This is a genomic window from Vicinamibacterales bacterium (assembly GCA_035699745.1).
GTDB lineage: Bacteria > Acidobacteriota > Vicinamibacteria > Vicinamibacterales > 2-12-FULL-66-21 > JAICSD01.
The window spans coordinates 137,882-159,266 of record DASSPH010000032.1 but is presented as its reverse complement, the minus strand read 5'-3'; the positions used below and the strand labels follow the sequence as shown (position 1 = coordinate 159,266).

Annotated in this window: 4 protein-coding genes; all 4 read right to left on the bottom strand. The window is 71.9% G+C overall.

Annotation, left to right across the window (positions count from 1 at the left end):
• Window position 1: 1 nt before the first annotated feature.
• From VFK57_06405 to VFK57_06390, 4 genes are read right to left on the bottom strand one after another with little or no spacing between them, the layout of a single operon-like run.
• On the bottom strand, window positions 2-4,456 hold the full coding sequence (locus VFK57_06405; GenBank protein ID HET7695322.1) for an SDR family oxidoreductase: 4,455 nt from the start codon (window positions 4,454-4,456) through the stop codon (window positions 2-4).
• A gap of 2 nt (window positions 4,457-4,458) precedes the next feature.
• Window positions 4,459-9,120 carry an SDR family oxidoreductase gene (locus tag VFK57_06400; GenBank protein ID HET7695321.1) on the bottom strand — a complete coding sequence of 1,554 codons (4,662 nt, stop codon included), beginning with the start codon at window positions 9,118-9,120 and terminating at the stop codon, window positions 4,459-4,461.
• Entirely contained in the window at window positions 9,117-17,873 is an 8,757-nt protein-coding gene (locus VFK57_06395; protein HET7695320.1) for an SDR family NAD(P)-dependent oxidoreductase, read from the bottom strand. Before VFK57_06395 ends, VFK57_06400 begins: the two co-directional genes overlap by 4 nt.
• Window positions 17,870-21,319 (bottom strand): amino acid adenylation domain-containing protein, encoded by a 3,450-nt coding sequence (locus VFK57_06390; GenBank protein HET7695319.1) that lies wholly within the window; start codon window positions 21,317-21,319, stop codon window positions 17,870-17,872. The genes VFK57_06395 and VFK57_06390 overlap by 4 nt, the downstream gene beginning before the upstream one ends.
• Window positions 21,320-21,385 lie beyond the last annotated feature (66 nt).

Here is a 21,385-nt window from a genome sequence, read left to right as displayed (position 1 = left end):
TTCACGCGCGCACCGTGGCGACCCCGGCGGTGTGTCCCTGCCGCGAGTCGACCAGCGCGGCGAGCTGGCTGGCCGTCTGGAAGATGAACTCCTCGATGGTGACCCGGATCCCGGTCTGCTCCTCTATCCGGCCGATCACCTGGATGGCGGTGAGCGAGCTGCCGCCGAGATCGAGGAAACTGTCGTAGATCTGCACGCCGGAGATCCCGAGGACGCTCTCCCAGATCGCGAGAACGCGCCGTTCCGTCGGCGTGAGCCCGTCGTCCACGATTGCCGCCGGCGCCGCCGGCGACGCCGACGCCGCGGCGTCCGATGCGGCGGGCCGCGGCGCGACCGGCTTCGGCTCGGTGTGCTCGCGGATCCGCGCCGCGAGATCGGACGTGGAGACGAACACCTGGCCGAGGCCGCGGGCGCGCATCAGCCAGTCGAACACCGTGACGCCCTGCGTCGGCGTCATCGCCAGCCGGGCGAGCAGCGAGGTCTTCGGCAGCTCGCCGCCGAACGGCTGCCAGGCGTCCCAGTTCACGACCGACCAGCCGCTCGCCTCGGCCTGATTGCGCGCCTGCACGTAGGCGTCGACATACGCGTTGGCAGCCGCGTAGGCGGCGTAGCCGACGCCGCCGAGGACGACGGAGAGCGACGAGGCGACGAGGCAGAAGTCGGGGCGCCGGCTGCCAAGCGCGCGATCCAGCGCGCGCAGGCCTTCCGTCTTCGGACGGAAGTGCGCCTGCACGGCCTCGCGATCGAGCGCCGCGAGCGGGGCAAAGCCGGTGTCGTCCATCAGGCCGGCGGCGAACACGACGCCGTGTATCGGTCCGAACCGCTGCTCGGCGGCTTCGAATGCCTGCTGCAGTTGGCGTGCGTCGGCGGCGTCCGCCGCCAGCGATGCCACGACGCCGCCCATCTGCGTCAGCAGCCGCGCTCGCTGGATCCGCACCGTCGTCGGATCGTGCGCCGGGTGGGTCTCGAGCCAGCGGTTCCACTCGTTCTCCGGCGGCAGCGCGGTGCGCGACACGAGTGAGACCCGCGCCTGCACCACCTTGGCGAGATAGCAGCCAATGGAGACGCCGATCGTCCCGAAGCCGCCGACGATGACGTAATGGCCGCCCGGACGAAGCGCGTGCTGATACGCCGGCTCTCCTTTGAGGCGCTCGACGTCAGGAATCCAGCGGCGCCCGCCCCGGATCGCAACCTGCGGGTCGGGCGCGTCGGACAGCAGCTCGGTCACCAGCGCTTCGAGATCCGCGTGCGACAGGGTTTCGGAACCCGGCGCGATGTCGACGCGCTGGCACGCGACGTTCGGCTGCTCCTGCGGCAGCACCAGGCACGCCGCCGACATCGTCGCGCGCGCCGGAACGATCGGTTCCGCTCCGGTGACGGAATCGACCCCCGCGGTGACGACCTTGACGATAGCGGCGGCGGGTCCGACGCGCGACAGGGACGCCGCGAGGCGTCCGAGCGCGAAGAACCCGTTCTCGAGCAGGAGGCGCTCGTCGTGCGCCGCATCGGCGCGGCCGGCACTGCCCAGATGCAGGATTCGCGGCGCCGCGTCGTGAGCCGGCAGCGACGCGAACAGGCTGTCGCTGACGTCGGGCGCGACGATCAGGCGATCCGCGCCGATCCGCGCCCGCAGCGCGCCGACGATCTGCGCCGAGATCGGCGAGCCGTCCGCGATCACGACGCAGGAACCGGAAGCGGCACCCGGTGCCGCCGTTCCCCAGCCCGACGGCGTCGTCTGCGTCCAGCAGCGCACGTAGAGCCACTCCGACGGGAACGGGCTCTTCTCGTTGGCGCGGACGCGCGCGCGCTTCCGCTCGACCTCCTCCTCGTCCGGCTCGATCCAGTGGCGCTGACGTTCGAACGGATACGTCGGCAGCGGCACGCGTCGCCGGCGTTCACCGGCGTAGAAGGCCGTCCAGTCGATTTCCGCGCCGCGGCCCCACACGCGCCCGAGCGCATCGAGCAGGACCTCGTGGTCGGAGAGCGGATCCTGCGCGCCCGGCAGGCTCGCCGCAACCGCAACGTCGGGCGCCTGCGCGCGGGCGAGCGTCGCGAGCGTCCGGCCCGGCCCCACCTCGAGGAGGAAATCGAAGCCTGCGTCCACGAGCGTCTGGACGCCGGCCGCGAACATCACCGGGGCGCGCAGCTGCTGCGCCCAGTAGGCCGGGCTCGTGGCCTGCTGGTCCGTGATCCAGGTGCCGGTCACGTTCGAGATGAAGCGCCGCTGCGGCGCGCGCAGCGCGACCCGCGAGACGGCGGCGGCGAAGGCGTCGAGCACGGGATCCATGGACGCCGAGTGGAAGGCGTGCGAGGTGTGCAGGCGGCGGCACGCGACCCCCGCTTCCCGCTGACCGGCCTCGAATCGCTCGATTTGATCCGTCGGGCCGGACACGACGACGAGCGCCGGTCCGTTGATCGCGGCAATGCTCAACGCCGATCCCGATTCGAAGCGCAGCGTGTCGGCCGGCAGCGGCACGGCAGTCATCGATCCGGCCGGCATGTCCTGCATCAGCCGGCCGCGCGCGGCGACGAGCCGGATTCCATCGGCCGCGGAGACCACGCCGCTGAGCGCGGCGGCGACCCACTCGCCGAGGCTGTGGCCGATCGCCGCGTCGGCGTCGACGCCCCAGTGCCGCCACAGCTGCGCGAGCGCATACCCGACGGCGAACAATGCCGGCTGCGCCAGCGCGGTCGGCGTCAGCGAGGCGCCGTCGCGATCCGCCGTGAGCAGCGCGAGCAGATCGATCTCGCTGCCCAGCGCCGCGGCGCAGGCGTCGATCTCGCGGCGGAACACCGGTTCGGACTGGTAGAGCGCTCGCGCCATTCCGGCGTACTGCGCACCTTGTCCGGTGAACATGAAGGCGATCCGCGCCGGCTGCCCGTCGAACCGGTGCGTCGCGACGCGCTCGCCGCTCTCGAGCAGATCCGCGGCTTCCGCGGCCGTGCGGCAGGCGACGCTGCGCCGGTGCGGGAACACCGCCCGGCCGGTATGCAGCGTGAACGCCGCATCCGCCAGGTTCGAATCGGGCGTGCCGCGCAGATGCTCGACGAGACGGCTCGACGCCGCATCGAGCGCCGCCGCGGACCGGGCGGACAGCGTCAGCATCTGTGCCGGCCGCGAGGGGCTCGACGGCGGCACTGCCGGCGCCTCTTCGATGATGGCGTGCGCGTTCGTGCCGCCGATGCCGAACGAGCTGACGCCGGCGCGCCGGGGAACGCCCGGCGCGGCGCCGGCCGCCCAGGGCGTGGCGTCCGCGGCAATCCGGAACGGGGTGCGGTGCAGCTGCAGCTCCGGGTTCGGACGGCGGTAGTGCAGCGTCGGCGGAATCAGGCGGTGCTCGAGCGCGAGCACCGTCTTCATCAACCCGGTGACCCCCGCGGCCGCGTCGAGATGGCCGATGTTCGTCTTCACCGAGCCAATCAGGCAGCTGCCCGGCTTCCGGCGCGCGGCCTCGAACGCCTTCGCCATCGCCTGGATCTCGATCGGATCGCCGAGCGCCGTGCCGGTGCCGTGCGCCTCGACGTAGCCGATCGACTCGGCGCCGACGCCCGCGGCGGCGAGCGCCTCGACGATCACCTGGCTCTGTCCGGTGACGCTCGGCGCGGTGAACCCGACCTTCAGCGTGCCGTCGTTGTTGATCGCGGTGCCGAGAATGACCGCGCGGATCGCGTCGCCGTGCTCGATCGCATCCTCGAGCCGCTTCAGCGCGACGATGCCGGCGCCGTTGCCGAACACCGTGCCGGCGGCATCGGCGTCGAACGCGCGGCAGTGCCCGTCGGGCGAATAGACGCTGCCTTCGTGGAAGAAGTAGCCGTGGCGGCGCGCGACGTCGACTGCCACGCCGCCGGCGAGGGCGATGTCGCTCTCGAAGTTGAGCAGGCTCTGGCAGGCCATGTGGACGGCCACGAGGGACGTCGAACAGCCGGTCTGCACGTTGCACGCGGCGCCGCGCAGATTCAGCTTGTAGGCGACGCGCGCCGTCATGTAGTCCTTCTCGTTCGCCAGCACGGTCTGCAGGATGCCGGCCTTGTCGTCGAACACGCCGGCCGGCAGCAGGTTCCACGTGACGTAGCTGTCGAAGATCCCGCCGCCGAACACCGAGATCGCGCCGTCGTAGCGCCCCGGATCGTAGCCGGCGTCCTCGAGCGCCTCCCACGCGCATTCGAGGAACAGGCGGTGCTGCGGATCCATCAGCTCCGCTTCACGCGCCGGGATGCCGAAGAACGCGGCGTCAAACCGCTCCATGTCGACGAGCGCCGCCGCCGGCACGTGCTTCGGGTTGCCGAGATCGGCGGGCGACGCGCCGGCCGCCAGCAGCTCGTCGGCGGACAACCGGCGGATCGATTCGACGCCGTCGCGCAGATTGCGCCAGAACTGACCGGGCGCATCCGCGCCCGGCAGGCGGCAGCCCATGCCGACGATCGCGACCGCCGAATCGGGATGCGGCTGCGCCACGCTCAGGCCCCCAGCGCTTCCCCGGACCCGACGGCCCGCAGTTTCTTCTCCCGCCGCCGCTCGCCGCGGGCGCGGCTCGCGTCGAACGCGGCCGCCGGCGCGGCTTCCGCCTGCTGCGCCTGGAGCAGCGCCGCCAGCGCCGCGATCGTCGGCGCCTCGAACAGCGTCACCGCCGAGATCTTCGCGTCCAGCTGCTTCTTCACGGTGGACGTCAGCTGAATGCCGAGCAGCGAATCGCCGCCCAGCTCGAAGAAGCTGTCGTTCACCCCCACGCGCTCCAGCCCGAGCAGGTTCTGCCAGATGGCGGCGAGCTGCTTCTCGAGATCGGTGCGCGGCGCGACGAAGTCGGTCTGCAGGTTGGGGCGCGGCAGTCTCACGCCCGCAGGCGCGGCCGAGGCGTCCGTCTCCGGCGCGGCCGCCGCGGCGGCAATCTTCACCCACTGATCGAGGCGCGTCTGCAGATCGCCGGTCGAAACCACGACCTGCGGGCCGCTGTGGTGCGCCAGGATGCGCCCGAACGCATCGGCCCCTTCCGCGCCAGTCATCAGGAACCCAGTGACCGGCTTGCCCGCCGCCGCCAGCGCCGCTTCTTCCTCGGCGCGGATCCAGCCGTCCCAGTTCACCGTGATCCAGCGAGTCGGGCTGGTGCGCGTGCGCGCGCGCGCCGCCCCGTCGAGGAACGCGTTCGCCGAAGCGTAGGCGGCGTAGCGAAGTCCGCCCAGCGTCACCGACAGCGACGACACCAGCATGCAGAAGTCGAGCGCGCGCGGCCCCAGCGCCGCGTCGAGCGCGAGCAGGCCCGTCACCTTCGGCTCGAACTGCCGCTTCACGATGTCGTCGTCGGTCTCGAGGATGGTGCGGAAGGCGTCGCCGGTCACGAGGCCGGGCGCATGAATGACGCCGTTCAGCGGGCCGAACCGGGCTTCCGCCTGTGCCAACGCGCCGCTCAGCGACACCGGATCGGTGACGTCGGCCTTCAGTACCAGCACGTCGCCGCCCAGCGACTGGATCCGGCGCAGCCGCTGAATGCGCAGCGCCGTGAGGTCCTTCGGGTTGCGGCGGAGATACGCGTCCCACGCCGATTCGTCCGGCGGCACCGAGCGCGCGATCAGCACTAGCCGGGCCTGTGCCGTGCGCGCGAGATACTCCGCGAAGTTCAACGCGATGTCGCCGAGACCGCCGGTGATCGCGTAGACGCCGCGCGGCCGCAGCCCTGCGGCGCCGTCGGCCGCCGGCAGCGCGACCGGGCGGAACGTCTCGACCCAGCGATGGCCGCCGCGATAGGCGACGAACGGATCCGCGCCGGGCGTGGACGCCTCATGCAGGATGTCGTCGATCGCGCGCGGCTGCAGCGCCGCGTCCGCCGACGCCAGGTCGATGCTGACGCACGACAGGTTCGGATGCTCCTGCGGGATGACGCGGCAGACGCCGAGCGAGGTCGCCTTGCCGGCGCGCAGCGGCTCGTCGCCGGTGACGTCCTGCGCCCCGGTGGTCACCACGACGACACGGACCGTGCCGGCGTTGGCGTCGGCCAGCGCCTGCGTGAGCAGCGTGAGGCTCCAGAAGAGCACGTAGTGCTCGCGCTGCATCGCGATCGCCGAGGCGTCCTGCGGCACGACGTCGCCGGCGCCCCAGCAGTGCAGCACGCGATCGAACCCCGCATCCTCGGCGGCGATCGCCTTGAGCAGGTCGTCGTAATCGCGGCGCGAGAACGGATCGATCGCCCACTCGCCGGACGCGAGCGAACGGAAGGCCGTCCCCTCCCGCACCACGGTGACGCGATGGCCGGCGGCGCGCAGGCGCGCGACGCAGGCGTCAGCGACGCCGGCGGCGTCGGCGAACACCAGCCACGACGCCGGCGCGGCGAGCGGATCCACGTCCGCGCGGCGGACCGACGCGGCCCGCGTCCAGCCCGGAATGTAGAACCAGCGCGACACGTCGGCAATGCGATCGTGCTTCTTCTGTGCCGCGGCCGGGCGCGGCGCGGCTGCCGGCGCCGACGCCCGCGACACCCAGTAGCGCTGGCGATCGAACTGGTAGGTCGGCAGCGGGATGCGCCGCCGCCGCGCGCCCGCGTGATACGCAGTCCAGTCGATGCGCGCGCCGGCGATCCACAGCTTCGCGAGCGCCGCCGCCACGGTCGCCGCGTCCGCGGCCCGCTCCTGCGGACGCCGCAGCGACGCGACCGGGGCGGGAGCGCCGGCGCCCGCCTGGCGGCGCACCAGCGTGGTCAGCGCCTGGCCGGGCCCGACTTCGACGAACAGGCGATCGGGCGTGGCGAGCAGCGCGGCGACGCCGTCGGCGAACCGCACGGCTTCCCGAATCTGTTTCCCCCAATAGGCCGGATCGGTCGCCTGCTCGGCGGTGATCAGCGCGCCGGAGACGTTCGAGACGAACGGAATCGACGGCGCCGTGAGCCGCACCTGGCGCACCGCCCCGACGAACCGCGGCACGGCGGCGTCCATCATGCCGGAATGGAACGCGTGCGACGTCTGCAGCCGCTGTCCGTCGATCCCGTCGGACTGCAGCCGCGCGTGCAGCGCGTCGATGCGCTCCGCCGAACCGGAGACCACGCACATCGAGGGCGCGTTCAGCGCCGCGAGCCACAGCCCGTCGCCGAGCATCGGGCGCACCGAGGCTTCCGGCAGCGGCACCATCATCATGACGCCGCGCGGCATCTCTTCCATCAGCCGCCCGCGCAGCGCGACCAGCTTCAGCGCGTCGGTCAGCTCGAGGACGCCGGCGAGGCACGCCGCCACCCACTCGCCGACGCTGTGGCCGATCATCGCGTCGGGGCGGATGCCCCACGACAGATACAGCTTCGCGAGCGCGTACTCGATGACGAACAGCGCCGGCTGCGCCAGCGACGTCCGGGTCAGGCGCTCGCCGTTCGCGGCGGTCGCGCCGTCGGCGGGGAACATCACCGTCCGCAGATCCACGCCGAGGTGCGGCACGAGCTGCGCGGCGCAGTCGTCGACGATCGAGCGGAACAGCGGCTCGGCGTCGTAGAGGCCCCTGGCCATGTCGACGTGCTGCGAGCCCTGCCCGGGGAACATGAACACGACCTGCCGGCCCGGCCCGTCATACGCGCCGGTGAAGACGGCGTTGGCGTCGAGCGACTCCATCGCCGCCGCCGCCTCCTCCGTCGATCGGCAGACGACGGCGCGGCGCTGCGCGAAGGCGCGCCGGCCGACCTGCAGCGTGTAGGCCGCGTCCGCCAGGCCGGTGCGCGGATGGCGGCGCAGGTGTCCCGCAAGGTTCGCGGTCGCGCGGTTCACGCCGTCCGCACTGCCGGCCGAGATCGGCAGCACCTGCCACTCGCGGGCGGCGTCGGTCGGATCGGGTTCCGGCGCCTCTTCGAGGACGACGTGCGCGTTCGTGCCGCCGAAGCCGAAGCTGCTCACACCGGCGCGCCGCGGCGCCTCGGCTTCGGGCTGCCACGCCTTGAGCGCGGTGTTGACGAAGAACGCCGTGTCCTCGAGGTGCAGATCGGGGTTCGGCCGCTCGAACATCGCCGCCGGCGGCAGCTGACGGTGGTGCAGCATCAGCGCGGCCTTGATCAGGCCGGCGACGCCGGCCGCGGCGTCGAGGTGACCGATGTTCGACTTGATGGTGCCGATCGCGCAGTACTGTTTGCGCGAGGTGTCGCGGCCGAACGTCTTCTGCAGCGCCTGGATCTCGATCGAGTCGCCGAGCGAGGTGGCGGTGCCGTGCGCCTCGACGTAGCCGATCGTGTCGGCCGAGACGTCGGCCGACGCCAGCGCGTCGGCGATGACCTGGCTCTGGCCGTAGACGCCCGGCGCGGTGAAGCTGGCGCGCCGCGAGCCGTCGTTGTTGATGGCCGAGCCGCGGATCACCGCATAGATCGTGTCGCCGTCGGCGAGCGCATCGTCGAGCCGCTTGAGCGCGACGACGCCAAGGCCGTTGCTGAAGACCGTCCCCGCCGCCCTGGCGTCGAACGAGCGGCAGTGACCGTCGGGCGAGAGGATGCTCTCTTCCTGATAGAAGTAGCCGGCCTTCTGCGGAATCCGCAGCGAGGCGCCGCCGGCGAGCGCGAGGTCGCACTCGGCGTTGAGCAGCCCCTGGCAGGCGAGGTGAATCGCGACCAGTGAGGTCGAGCACGCCGTGGTGACCGGACAGCTCGGTCCCTTGAGATCGAGCTTGTACGACACGCGCGTGGTGAGAAACGGCAGGTCGTTCGCGATCGCGATCGAGAGCGCGTCCGGATTCGGCAGCAGATCGTAGTGGGCGTAGAGGTACGGCTGGTACGAGCTCTGGGTCGCGCCGGCGTAGACGCCGATCAGCCCCTTGACCGCGCGCGGGTCGTAGCCGGCGGTTTCGAGCGCCTCCCAGCAGCACTCGAGGAACAGCCGATGCTGCGGATCCATCAGCAGCGCGTCGCGTCCGCTGTAGCCGAAGAACGCCGGATCGAACTGCTCGACCCCGTCGATGATCCCCTTCGCTTTCACGTACGACGGATGGCGCAGGACGGCGGGATCCAGGCCGAACGGATCCAGCTCCTCGTCGGCAAAGAACGAGATCGTCTCCTTCCCGTCGCAGATGTTGCGCCAGAACGTCTCCAGGTCGCGCGCGCCCGGGAACCGGCCCACCATCCCGACAATGGCGATGCCGTGGCTCAGCGTCTCGTCGCGTTCGTCACTCATGTTCTCGAAGTCTCCCGCATGGCGCCGCGGCGTCGTGCCTGCTGCTCTCGCTGCCGCCGCGCCCGATCGCGCCGCCGCTCGTCGTCTTCCGGATCCCCTTCCTCGACCGCCGGCGCCGAATGCGCCGCGCCGCCGCCGCCCGCCACGCCGGCCAGGAACGCGACGGTGAGCCCGTCGTAGAGGCGCGCGACCGGCATGTCCGACTGGAGCACGGCGTTGATCCGTCCCATCACGGTGATGGCGAGCAGCGAATGGCCGCCGAGCTCGAAGAAGTTGTCGTTCACGCCGACCCGCTCGATGCCGAGCAGGTCTTCCCACACGGCGCAGATCTTTTCCTCCGCCGGGGTGCGCGGCGCGAGGTATGGCGTCTGCAGCGCCGGCCGGGGATGGCGCGAGCCGCCGCTGGACTTCTGCGGCGCCGCGGCGGGCGCGTCGGCCGACGCCGCCGCCGCGACGCGCGGCCTGGTCTCGGCCGGCAGCGTCGCCGCCTGGAACAGCAGCCCCAGATCGTTCGGCATGATCGCGACCTGCCGCTCGCTGCTGCGCGCCAGGATCCGGCGGAAGGCGTCGATGCCGTCCTTGTTGCTGATGCCGCCGGCGAGCATCGCTCCCTTGAGCGACTCACGCAGATCCGCCGGCACGTTGGTGTCGACCGCCATGCCGACTTCCTGCCACGCGTTCCAGTTGATGGCGACGCTGAAGGTGCCGGTTTCGGCGGCGAACTGCCGCGCGAAGGCGTCGAGACAGGCGTTGGCGCCGCAGTAGTCCACCTGGCCGACGCCGCCGACCACCGCGGTCAGCGACGAGCAATACACCATGAAGTCGAGCGGCTCGCGGGCGAAGATCCGCGAGAGAATCCGCGCCCCATACAGCTTCGGCGCGATCACGTCCGCGGCGACTTCCGGCTTCTTCAACTGGATCACGCCGCCGCCGGCGATACCCGCGGAGTGCACGACGCCGTCGATCCGTCCGAACCGCGCCTTCGCCGCCTCGACGACCGCACGCATCTTCGCTTCGTCCGCGGCGTCCGCTTCGCCGACGAGGACTTCGGCGCCGAGACGCTCCAGCTGCTGGACCGCCTCGATGCGCTTGCGCAGCGCGTCGCCGGCGGGCGCCTGCGCGACGTAGCTGCCCCACTGGTCGCGCGGCGGCAGCGCCTTGCGCGCGGTGAGCACCAGCCGCGCCTGCAGCGTCGCCGCCAGATGCTCCGCCAGCACGAGGCCGATGCCGCCGAAGCCGCCGGTGATGAGATACACGCCGCGCTCGCGCAGCCGCGGCGCCGGTCCTTCCGGAACGGCCTCGAGCCGCGCCCCTTCGTAGCCCTGCATGTAGCGGCGGCCGCGGCGGTACGCCACCGAGAAGTCGCGCGTCGTCCGCAACGCGTCCGCGAGCAGGACGTCGAGCGCGCCGTCGCTCAGACCCGCGGACTCGGATGCGTCGAGGTCGATGTGGGTGCAGGAGACGTTGGTGAATTCCATCGGCACCACGCGGCACGGCCCGATCACCGTCGCCTTCTCGGGGACGATGGCTTCGCCGCCCGTCACTTCGTGGATGCCGTCGGTCAGCACCGCGAGCCGGACCGGCGTCGTGACGCCCAGCTCGCCGTACGCCTGCGCGAGATACAGGAGACTGTAGAACCCGCGCTGCTGCTGCTCGGCCGCGCGCGCATCGTCCGGATCCGGTTCGGCGCGTCCGGTCAGATTCCAGGCATGGACGACGACCGACGGCGGCGCGCCGCCGTCGCGCAGTTCCTTGAGGAGCGCCGCGTAGCCGGCCCGGTCGGGCGAGACGGTATAGGTGTCCGGCGCGATCCGCTCGACGCGGGATCCGGGCCGCACGGTCACGACGCGGCGTCCTGCCGACAGCCGCGCGGCGAGGCGCGCCTGCACGGGAGAGTCATCGGCGAACAGCAGGCAGGGTCCCGCCGTGGTCGGCGCGTCGATCGCCGGAGTGGGCGCGACGGACCGCTTCCACGACACGACGTGGAACCAGTCGGTCAGGTCCTGGCTCATCATCGAGCCGATCCGCTCGATCGACTTCCGGCGCGAGAACGGCTCCGGGTCGACCCAGTGGCGCTGGCGCTCGAAGGGATAGGTCGGCAGCGGCACGCGGCGGCGGCGCTCGCGTCCGTAGAACTCGGCCCAGTCGACCGTCGATCCTTCGCACCAGAGGCGCCCGAGCGCGGTGAGCAGCGTCACCACGTCCGGCGTCGGATCGTTCGGATGGCGCAGCGACGCCACCACCAACGGCGCGCCGCCGCGGCTCTGCTGCCGCACGAGTCCCGACAGCGTCGTTCCCGGACCGACTTCCAGCATGACGCGCGTCTGGTCGTTGAGCAGCTCGGCGATGCCTTCGGAGAACCGCACCGGCTGCAGGATGTGCTTCCCCCAGTACGCCGGATCGGTCGCCTGCGCGTCGGTGATCCAGGTGCCGGTGATGTTGGAAATGAACGGCACCGCCGGCGTGGCCGGCTCCGCGGCGCGCACCGCGTCGGTGAAGGCGGCGACGGCCGCTTCCATCAGCCCGGAGTGGAACGCATGCGAGGTGTGCAGGCGGCGGCAGTCGATCCCCTCGCGGCTGCGCGCTTCGATGAAGCGATCGACCGCCTGCGGCTGACCCGAGACCACGCACAACGACGGCGCGTTCACCGCCGCGAGCCACAGATCGGGCCCGAGCGACGCGCTGACGCGGTCCGCGGGCAGCGGCACCGCCGCCATCGTCCCCGGCGGCATCGCTTCCATCAGCCGTCCGCGGACGGCGACCAGCTTCAGCGCGCTCTCGAGCGTGAACACGCCGGAGAGGCAGGCGGCAACCAGCTCGCCGATGCTGTGCCCGATCATCGCCGCCGGCTTGATGCCCCAGGAGATCCACAGCCGCGAGAGCGCGTATTCGATCACGAACAGCGCCGGCTGCGTCAGGGACGTGTGCTTCAGGCGATCGGCGTCCGCTTCGCCGTTCCCGCCGAAGATCACCTCGCGGATGTCGACGCCGAGCTCGGGAAGGAGGAGGTCGGCGCACTCGTCGACGAGCTCGCGGAAGAGCGGTTCCTGCTCGTAGATGCCGCGCGCCATGTCGACGTGCTGCGCCCCCTGCCCCGGGAACATGAACACGACGGGCCGATCCTTCGCGCTGACGGCCGCGGTCGAGACGCGGCGCGGATCGCCGGTCTGCATCAGCTCGACGGCTTCGCCGCGCTCGCCGCAGACGACCGCGCGGCGCTGCGCGAAGGGGCGGCGGCCGACCGCCAGCGTGTAGGCGGCGTCGGCGATGGACAGCGGCTGGCGCTGCAGTTCGTCGGCGAGCCTGGCGGTCGCGGACTCGAGCGCCGTCGGCGTCCGCGCCGAGAGCACCAGCAGCTGGTGGCTGCGCGACGGGGCGCTGGTCTCGGCCGCCGGGGCTTCTTCGAGGATGACGTGGGCGTTGGTGCCGCCGAAGCCGAAGCTGCTCACGCCGGCGCGGCGGGGCGCCCCCTCGCCCGCCGTCCACGGCTGCAGCGTGGTGTTGACGTAGAACGGGCTGTTGTCGAAATCGATCTTCGGGTTCGGGCGCTCGAAGTTGATCGTCTGCGGGAGCTGCTTGTGCTTGAGCGCCATGATCGTCTTGATCAGGCTGCTCACACCCGCCGCGGCGTCGAGGTGGCCGATGTTCGGCTTGACGGAGCCGATCGCCACCGCGTGCCGCCGGCTGTCGCCGCCGTAGGCGCGGGTGAGCGCGGCGATCTCGATCGGATCGCCGAGCTCGGTCCCGGTGCCGTGCGCTTCGATGTACGACACCGTGTCCGGCGCGACCCCCGCGGCGCCGAGCGCCTCGGCGACGACGCGCGCCTGGCCGACGACGCCGGGTGCGGTGAAGCCGACCTTGAGGGAACCGTCGTTGTTGGCCGCGGCCCCCTTGATGACCGCGTGAATCGTGTCGCCGTCGGCGATCGCGTCCTCGAGACGCTTGACCACGACCAGGCCGACGCCGCTGCCGAACACCGTGCCGCGGGCGTTGGCGTCGAAGGTGCGGCAGATGCCGTCGGGCGACATCATGCTGCCTTCTTCGTAGACGTAGCCGCTGCGCTGCGGCACCGGCGCGGACACGCCGCCGGCGAGCACCATGTCGCACTCGTGGTTGGCCAGGCTCTGGCAGCCCATGTGCACGGCGACCAGCGAGGTCGAGCAGGCGCTCTGGATGAACACGGCCGGCCCGCGCAGATTGAGCTTGTAGGCGACGCGCGTCACCATGTAGTCGGGCACGCTGCCGAAGATCGCCGCGCGCATCCCGACGCTCTTCACCAGCTCGGGATTGCGCAGGATGGTCGCGTTCAGATAGCTGCCCAGCGTCGCGCCGCCGAAGACGCCGACCGAGCCGGGGAAGGTCTCGGGGTCGTAGCCGGCGTGCTCCATCGCCTGCCACGCGCACTCGAGAAACAGCCGATGCTGCGGATCGAGCAGGTCCGCCTCGCGCGGGTTGATGCCGAAGAAGCCGGAATCGAAGTGCTCGATGTCGTCGAGGATGAACGCCGAGCGCACCAGCTTCTTGTTCTGCAGCGCCGCCGGACTGTAGCCGGTGGCGAGCAGGTCCTCGTCGGTGAGGATGGTGCGCGACTCGACGCCGGCCTTGAGGTTCTGCCAGAACGTGTCGATGTCGGCGGCGCCGGGGAAGCGCCCCGCCATGCCGACGATCGCGAAGCCGCGCGCCGACCGATCCGGCGAAGGAATCAGGGACATTCTCGAACTCTCCTTGCGGCCCTCGGCCGGTTCCACTGGACGGGGCGCGACGGCGGCGCGGCGCCGCTCGCCACGCTCGCGGCCCGGTTGCGCGGCCTGCTTGCGGCCGCCTTCGTCCTGGATGAACGACGCGAGCGCCGCGACGGTCGGCGCTTCGTACAAACTCACCGGTGACAGCTCCGTCGACAGCTCCTTGTTCAACCGCGCCGTCACCTGCAGACCGCGCAGCGAGTCGCCGCCCAGCTCGAAGAAGTTGTCGGTCGAGCCAATCGGCTCGATGCCGAGCATGTCGCGCCAGACCGCGGCGATGCGGCGCTCGAGATCGGTCGCGGGCGCGACGTACTCGTTCCGCAGCGCCGGACGCGGATGGCGCGGCACGTCGGCCGGCGCCGACGCCTGCGCGTGCACGTCGTTCAGCGTCACCCACTGCGCGATCCGCTCCTGCAGATCGCCGGCGGAGACGACGACGTGGTCGAGGCCGTCCGCCGCCAGCACGCGCATCAGCGCGTCGATCCCGTCGGACGGGGTCACGCCCGGACGGCCCGCCGTCGCCGGACCCATGTGCCAGCCGTCCCAGCTCACGCTGATCCAGCGGCCCGGACCGCGGTCGCCCGCGGCGAAGGCGTCGAGGCAGGCGTTGGCGGCGGCATACGCCGCGTACCCGACCCCGCCGAGCTGCGCGGAGAGCGACGACATGAGGACGCAGAAGTCGAGCGCGCGTCCGGCGAGCACCGACTCGAGCGTCAGCACGCCGTCGACCTTCGGCAGGAAGTGCCGCTCGCAGGTTGCGACGTCGAGATCGCGGATGGGGCGGAAGCCGTCGCCGCCCAGCGCGCCGGCGGCGTGAACGACGCCGTTCAGCGCGCCGAAGCGCGCGTCGATCTCGGCGAGCAGCCGGCGCATCGCCGCCGCGTCGGCCACGTCGGCGTCGCTGACCAGGACTTCGGCGCCGGCCGCCTCGAGCGCCTCCACCGCGCGAATGCGGCGGACGATCGGATCGCTGGCGTCGCCGGCAGCACGCGCCGGCCATTCCTCGCGCGGCGGCAGCGGATGCCGTGCGGTCAGCACCAGGCGCGCGCCGGCAGTGCGGGCGAAATGCTCCGCGATCGTCAGACCGATGTTGCCGAGGCCGCCGGTGATCAGATACACGCCGCGGTCACGCAATGAGGCGTGACGTCCCGCGGCCAGGCGCAGCGGCTCGAACGACTGGGTCCAGCGCACGCCGGCTCGATAGGCCACCGCGACGTCGGCGGCATCGCTGTCGATCTCGCGCAGCAGCAGCGCGGGATCCGCGGCCAGTCCGGGCAGATCCGCCGGCGAAAGATCGATCGTTCGGCTGCGCAGGCCGGGATATTCCTGCGGTAGGACCCGGCAGATCCCGGCAATCGCCGCCTGCGCGAGTCCGGCCGGCCGCTCGACGCCAATCCCCTGCGCCCCGCTGGTGAAGGCGGTCACGCGCGACGCATCGAAGCCGCGCTCGCGCGCCAGGGCCTGCGCGAGATACAGCAGGCTGTAGAACGTGAGGTCGCGCGTGCGCCGCGCCGAGGCCGGGGAGTGGTTCTCCACCGGCGTCTCCAGACTCCACAGATGGACGATGCGCGACGGCAGCAGGCCGTCCGCGGCGAGCTCACTGGCGAGCCGGACGTAGTCACGCGCGGACGCCGGATCGATCCCGAAGCTCCCGTCCTCCATGCGGCGGAAGCCCGCGTCGGGGCGGACGATCACGGCGCGCCCGCCGGCCGGTCCGTTCAGCGCCGCCGCAATTGCGGGACCGAGGTGCGCGTCGGCGAACACGAGGGTGACGCCGCTGCCGGCGCGCGACGGCGCGTCGGGCAGGATCGAGCGCCGCCACACCGGCTGATAGAACCATTCGTCGACGCCGGCAACCGAACGCCGCGTCTGCGGCGCCGCGGCGGCAGCCGGCCTGGGATCGAGCCAGAACCGCTGGCGCTCGAAGGGATACTCCGGCAGCGGAACGCGCCGGCGGCGCTCGCCGGCGTAATACGCGCGGCTGTCGATCTCGATGCCGTTCAGCCACAGCGTCGCGATTCCCTGGGCCACGCCCTCGGGCGACAGCGTGCCGGGCTCGATCTCGAGGAACGCGCTGCCCCTGGCGGCGAGGTCGGCACGCTGCGTCTCGCACGACGAGGGAGTCTCCGCGCCGGCGGCGACGCCGCGCAGCGCGTCGGCCAGCGTCATCCGACCCGCCAGACACTGCGCCGCGAGATGCCCCACGCCCTCGCCGACGATCGCCAGCGGCGGCACGCCCAGGGACAACCACAGCATGCCGGCGGCATACTGCGCCGCGAACAGCGTGAACGCGTCGGATTCGCCGGGCTGACCAAGCTCGGACGTCCAGGTGCGGCGGCATGCGTCGACGGCATCGCGAACCGCGTGCTCGCGCTCGTACAACTGCTGCATCGACGCCGCGTCGGGACGGCCGGCGCCGCTGATCGTGATGGCGACGCTGGCCGCGCCGTCAGGCGCGACGGCGCCGTGGACGCGGGCCCCGGCGTCCCCCGACAGCCCGGCGACCGCTTCGTCAATCGTGCGGCACACCACGGCCCGGCGGTGCGGCAGACGGCGGCGCCCGCCGTGCAGCGTGAAGGCGACGTCCGCGAGATCGACGCCGGGATTGGCGGCGAGATGATCCGCGAGGCGCAGACTCAGCGTCTCCAGCGCCGCGGCGGAGCGCGCCGACAACAGGAGCGTCTGCCACTGGCGTCCCGCTGACGACGCCGCCGCGCGCGGCGCTTCTTCCAGCACCACGTGGGCGTTCGTGCCGCCGATCCCGAACGAGCTCACGCCGGCGCGGCGCGGCGAGGGTCCCGCCGGCCACGGCGCGAGCGAGGTGTTGACGAAGAACGGCGTGCTGTCGAAGTCGATCGCGGGATTGGGAGCGCGGTAATTGAGGCTCGGCGGCAGCACGCCGTCGCGCACGGCGAGCGCCGCCTTGATCAGGCTGGCGACGCCGGCGGCGGCGTCGAGATGGCCGACGCTCGGCTTCAGCGAGCCGATCGCGCAGTAGCCCCGGCGCGTCGTCCCGGCGCGGAACGCCTGCGTCAGCGCAGCGATCTCGATCGGATCGCCGAGCTCCGTGCCGGTGCCGTGGGTTTCGACGTAGCCGATCGTGTCGGCGTCGATCCCGGCGAGCGCCTGCGCCAGCGCGATGACCTGCGCCTGACCTTCCACGCCCGGCGCGGTGTAGCCCATCTTGGCCGAGCCGTCGTTGTTCACCGCGAAGCCGCGAATCACCGCGGCGATGTCGTCGCCGTCGGCGAGGGCCTCGGAGAGCCGCTTCAGCACGACGATGCCGATGCCCTGGCCGGGGACGGTCCCGCGCGCGTCGGCGTCGAACGCCCGGCAGCGGCCGTCCGGCGCAAGGATCGACCCTTCGGCCGAGAAGTAGCCGGTGCGCACCGGCACGACGACGGAGACGCCGCCCGCCAGCGCGATGTCGCACTGATAGGTCAGCAGCGCCTGCGCCGCCTGGCACACCGCGACGAGCGACGTCGAACACGCGGTCTGCACGCTGACGCTCGGACCGCGCAGGTTCAGCTTGTACGAGAGCCGCGTGGCGAGATAGTCCTTGTCGGCGCCGGCGAACTGCAGCATCTGCGGATGCGACGCCAGGTTCGAGAGCAGGTAGGTGTTCAGGCTCGATCCGGCGAATACGCCGATCGATCCGTCGAACGATCCGCCGAGATAGCCGGCGTTCTCCAGCGCCGCCCAGCCGCACTCGAGGAACAGCCGCTGCTGCGGATCCATCGCCTGCGCCTCGCTCGGCGTGTAGCCGAACAGCCCGGCGTCGAACATCTCGACGTCGTCGATCAGCCCCTTGACCTTGACGTAGCGCGGATGCCTGGCGAGCGCCGGATCGACGCCGGCGGCGATCAGCTCGTCGTCGCGGAGCGTGGTCGTGCAGAGGACGCCGTCGCGGAGGTTGCGCCAGAACTCGTCGACGTTGCGGGCGCGCGGAAAGCGCCCCGCCATGCCGATGATGGCGACGGCCTCGGCGGCCGGTTCGGGGGTGCCGGTCATCCGGCCACCTTGTCGGTCACGCCCGCGGGACGGCGGCGGAACGCCTGCCGCTGCCGGGCCGCGCGATCGAGCACCGCGGTCATGGCCGGGCCCTGGCCCGCCGCCGCGGCGATCTCGCTGCCCTGCGACAGACGCGCGGCCTGGCTCTGCACGGTCGGGAAGCGGAACAGATCGACGAGCGCGAGATCGGAGCCGAACGCTTCGGCCAGCTTCGCGTGCAACTGGATGACGAGCAGCGAATGGCCGCCCAGATCGAAGAAGTTGTCGAGCACGCCGACGCGCTCGCGGTGCAGCACGTCCGCCCAGAGCGCCGCCACGCGGCGCTCCACGTCGTTCGCGGGCGCGATGTAGCGTTCGCTGTCGTCGGCCGAGGACGCCGGCGGCGCCGGCAGCTCGGCGCGGACCACCTTCCCCTGCACGCTGCGCGGCAGCGCGTCGAGCGTGACGAACGCCGAGGGGACCATGTAGTCGGGGACGCGCTGCTGCAGGAACGACCGCAGGTCGCCGGCGAGCGTCGCGGACGGTTCGGCGGCAACGACGTAGGCGACGAGGCGCGGATCGCCGGCGCGATCCTCGCGCAGGATCACCACCGCGTCGCGCACGCCGGCATGGCCGGCGATGACCGATTCGATCTCGCCGAGCTCGATGCGATAGCCGCGCAGCTTCACCTGGTCGTCGGCGCGTCCGGCGAACTCGAGCACGCCGCCGGCCCCGACACGCGCGAGATCGCCGGTGCGATACAGGCGCGCGCCGGGCGTGCCGGTGAAGGGATCGGGCACGAAGCGGTCGGCGGTCATCGCCGCGTCGTGCACGTAGCCGCGCGCCAGCCCCGCCCCGCCGAGATACAACTCGCCGACGGTGTTGGCGGGGACGCGGCGGAACTGCCCGTCGAGCACGTACGCCTGCGCGCCCGGGATCGCGTCCCCGAGCGGCACCTCGGCACCGATCTCGGCCAGCGCGCTCAGATCGCACATGGCGGCGACGATGGTCGTCTCCGTCGGTCCGTAGGTGTTCAGCAGCCGCGGGCGGACGCCCACCGCCGCGCGCCACTCGCGGACGCGCTCGGCGAGCGCCTTCTCGCCGCCCAGGATGACGAGCCGCAGCGACTCGGGGACCCGCAGGTTGCTGCGCCCGATCTGCGCGGTGAGCTGGTGCCAGTACGCGGTCGGCAGATCGAGAACCGTGATCCGCCAGTCGGCGCACGCGCCGAAGAAGGCGGGCACGGACGCGAGCATCGCTTCGGTGCGCAGCACGAGCGCCGCGCCACTCGTCAGCGTCGGATAAATCTCTTCCGCCGACGTATCGAAGCTGAGCGAGGCGAACTGAAGCATCCGGTCGCCGGGACCGAGCTCGAAGCGGTGGCGCGCCACGCCCGTGTAGTGCGACAGCCCGCGCCGCGTCACGGCGACCCCCTTCGGGCGGCCGGTGGATCCCGACGTGTAAAGGACGTACGCGAGCTGCCCGGGGTGCACGGCGGCACGATCGGCCGCCGGCATCGCGGCGATGTCCGCCCGCTCGCGATCCAGGTACACGACCGTGCGTCCGCCGAGGACCGCGGCGTCGATTCCGCGCGCCGCGAGCACGTCGCCGCGCGTCACCACCGCCGCCGCGCGCGCGTGCTCGAGCATGTAACCGAGGCGATCCGCCGGCAAGGCGGGATCGAGCGGCAGGTACGGCCGCCCCGCGTGCAGGGCGGCGAGCAGGCCGACGACAGCATCCAGCGAGCGGTCGAGCAGGATCGCGATCGGCGCCTCCGGCGCAGCGGTCACGTCGCGCATCCGCGACGCGAGCCGGGACACGCGATCGAGCAGCTCCCGATACGTCAGACGCTCGGTGCCGGCGATGACCGCGTCGGCGTCCGGCGTGCGCGCCGCCTGCGCGAGAAATGCGTCGGAAACGTCCGTCTCCGCTTCAGCGAGAGGCGCCTCGCGCCACCCGCCCTCTCGCGCCGCCGTCTGCGGCGACACCCGCAGCACATCGGTGACGGGACGATCGGGCGCGGCGAGCACCGCATCGAGCAGCGCCGTGAAATCCGCGGCGAATCCCGAGAGCACGCCCGCGTACTCGGGCGCGTACTCGAGCGCGCCGACGATCCGGTCCGAGGCCTCGACCATCTCGAGCGCGACCGGGAAGATCCGGTCCGTCACCAGACGCGTCTCCTCGTCGGTGTCGAGATTCGCCGACATCAGCGGCCACGCCGTGACCCTGAGGCCGTCATTCGCGCCCGGCGCGCTTCCCTTCCGCGCCTCCGCCGGAAAGTTGTGCAGCAGGAACATCGCCTGATAGAGCGGCGGGTAGGTCGTTTCGCGCGTCGAGGAAACCGCCTTCACGATCGCGTCGAACGGCACATCCTGGTTCGCGTAGACTTCGACCGCGGTGTCGCGCACCCGCGACAGAAGCTGACGGAACGTCGGCGCGCCGCTCAGGTCGACGCGGAACGGCAGCGGGTTCATGAAGCAGCCGACGACGTTCTCCAGCTCGGGGCGCGTCCGGCTGGCCACCGGCGATCCGACGACCACGTCGTCCTGGCCGGTGTATCGCGAGAGGAGCAGCGTGAACGCGGCCAGCAGCGCCATGTAGGCGGTGACGCCCTGCGACTGCGTCAGCGCCCTCAGCCGCTGCGTGAGCTCCGGCGACAGCATCACCCGGCGCGTCAGCCCCGCGGCGGTAGCCGCGTCGACCGCCGAGGCGGGCAGGCGCAGCGTCGGCGAGCCCGCCATCCGGCGGCGCCAGAACGAAACCTGCGCCGCGGCGCTCTCGCTCTCGAGCCATTGACGATGCCACACCGCGTAGTCCGCGTACTGCAGCGGACACGCGGGCAATGCGGGCTCGCGTCCGTTGCGGCGGGCGTCGTAGCAGGCGAACAGCTCCTTCATCATCGTGGTCATCGACCAGCCGTCGGAGATGATGTGGTGCATCGACAGCACGAACGCGTGCTCGTCGTCCGCCAGTCGCCAGAGCGCGGCGCGCACCGCGGGGGCCGACGCCAGCTCCCAGAGCCGATGCCCTTCCTGGTGCGCCAGGCGCTTCACCTCGCCGAGGCGCTCCGTCTCGGACAGATGGCGAAGGTCGCGTGACGCCGGGATCAGATCGAACGCCGGCTGGATGCGCTGAACGGGCGTGCCGCCATCCAGCTCGAACACGGTTCTGAGCACCTCGTGGCGGCGCGTGAGATCCGCCAGTGCGGCGTCGAAGGCGGCGCGATCCAGCCGCCCGAGCACGTGGAACACGCGGACGACGTTGAAGCCGGTCGTGTTCGGAAAAATCTGATTGAGGACCCAGTACCGCTGCTGGGCGTAGGACAGCGGAAAGGTGCTGGACGTCCGTGGCTGCGGCTGGATCGCTGTCGGCGAGGCCGTGTTCCGGCTCTTCAGGAGCCGGTCGACGAGGGACCGGCGCTCCTGCTCAGACAGCTGCGCCAGACGGGACCGCGCGTCCTTGGACAAACCGCAAACCTCCACCAGACAGGAAAATTAGGGTGGTAACCCCAAACACCACAGAGACTGTTGCGT

What these genes read in the sequence shown, in the direction of transcription:
- VFK57_06400 (HET7695321.1), bottom strand. Translation starts at nt 9,120, where the DNA reads ATGAGTGACGAACGCGACGAGACGCTGAGCCACGGCATCGCCATTGTC.
- VFK57_06395 (HET7695320.1), bottom strand. Translation starts at nt 17,873, where the DNA reads ATGACCGGCACCCCCGAACCGGCCGCCGAGGCCGTCGCCATCATCGGC.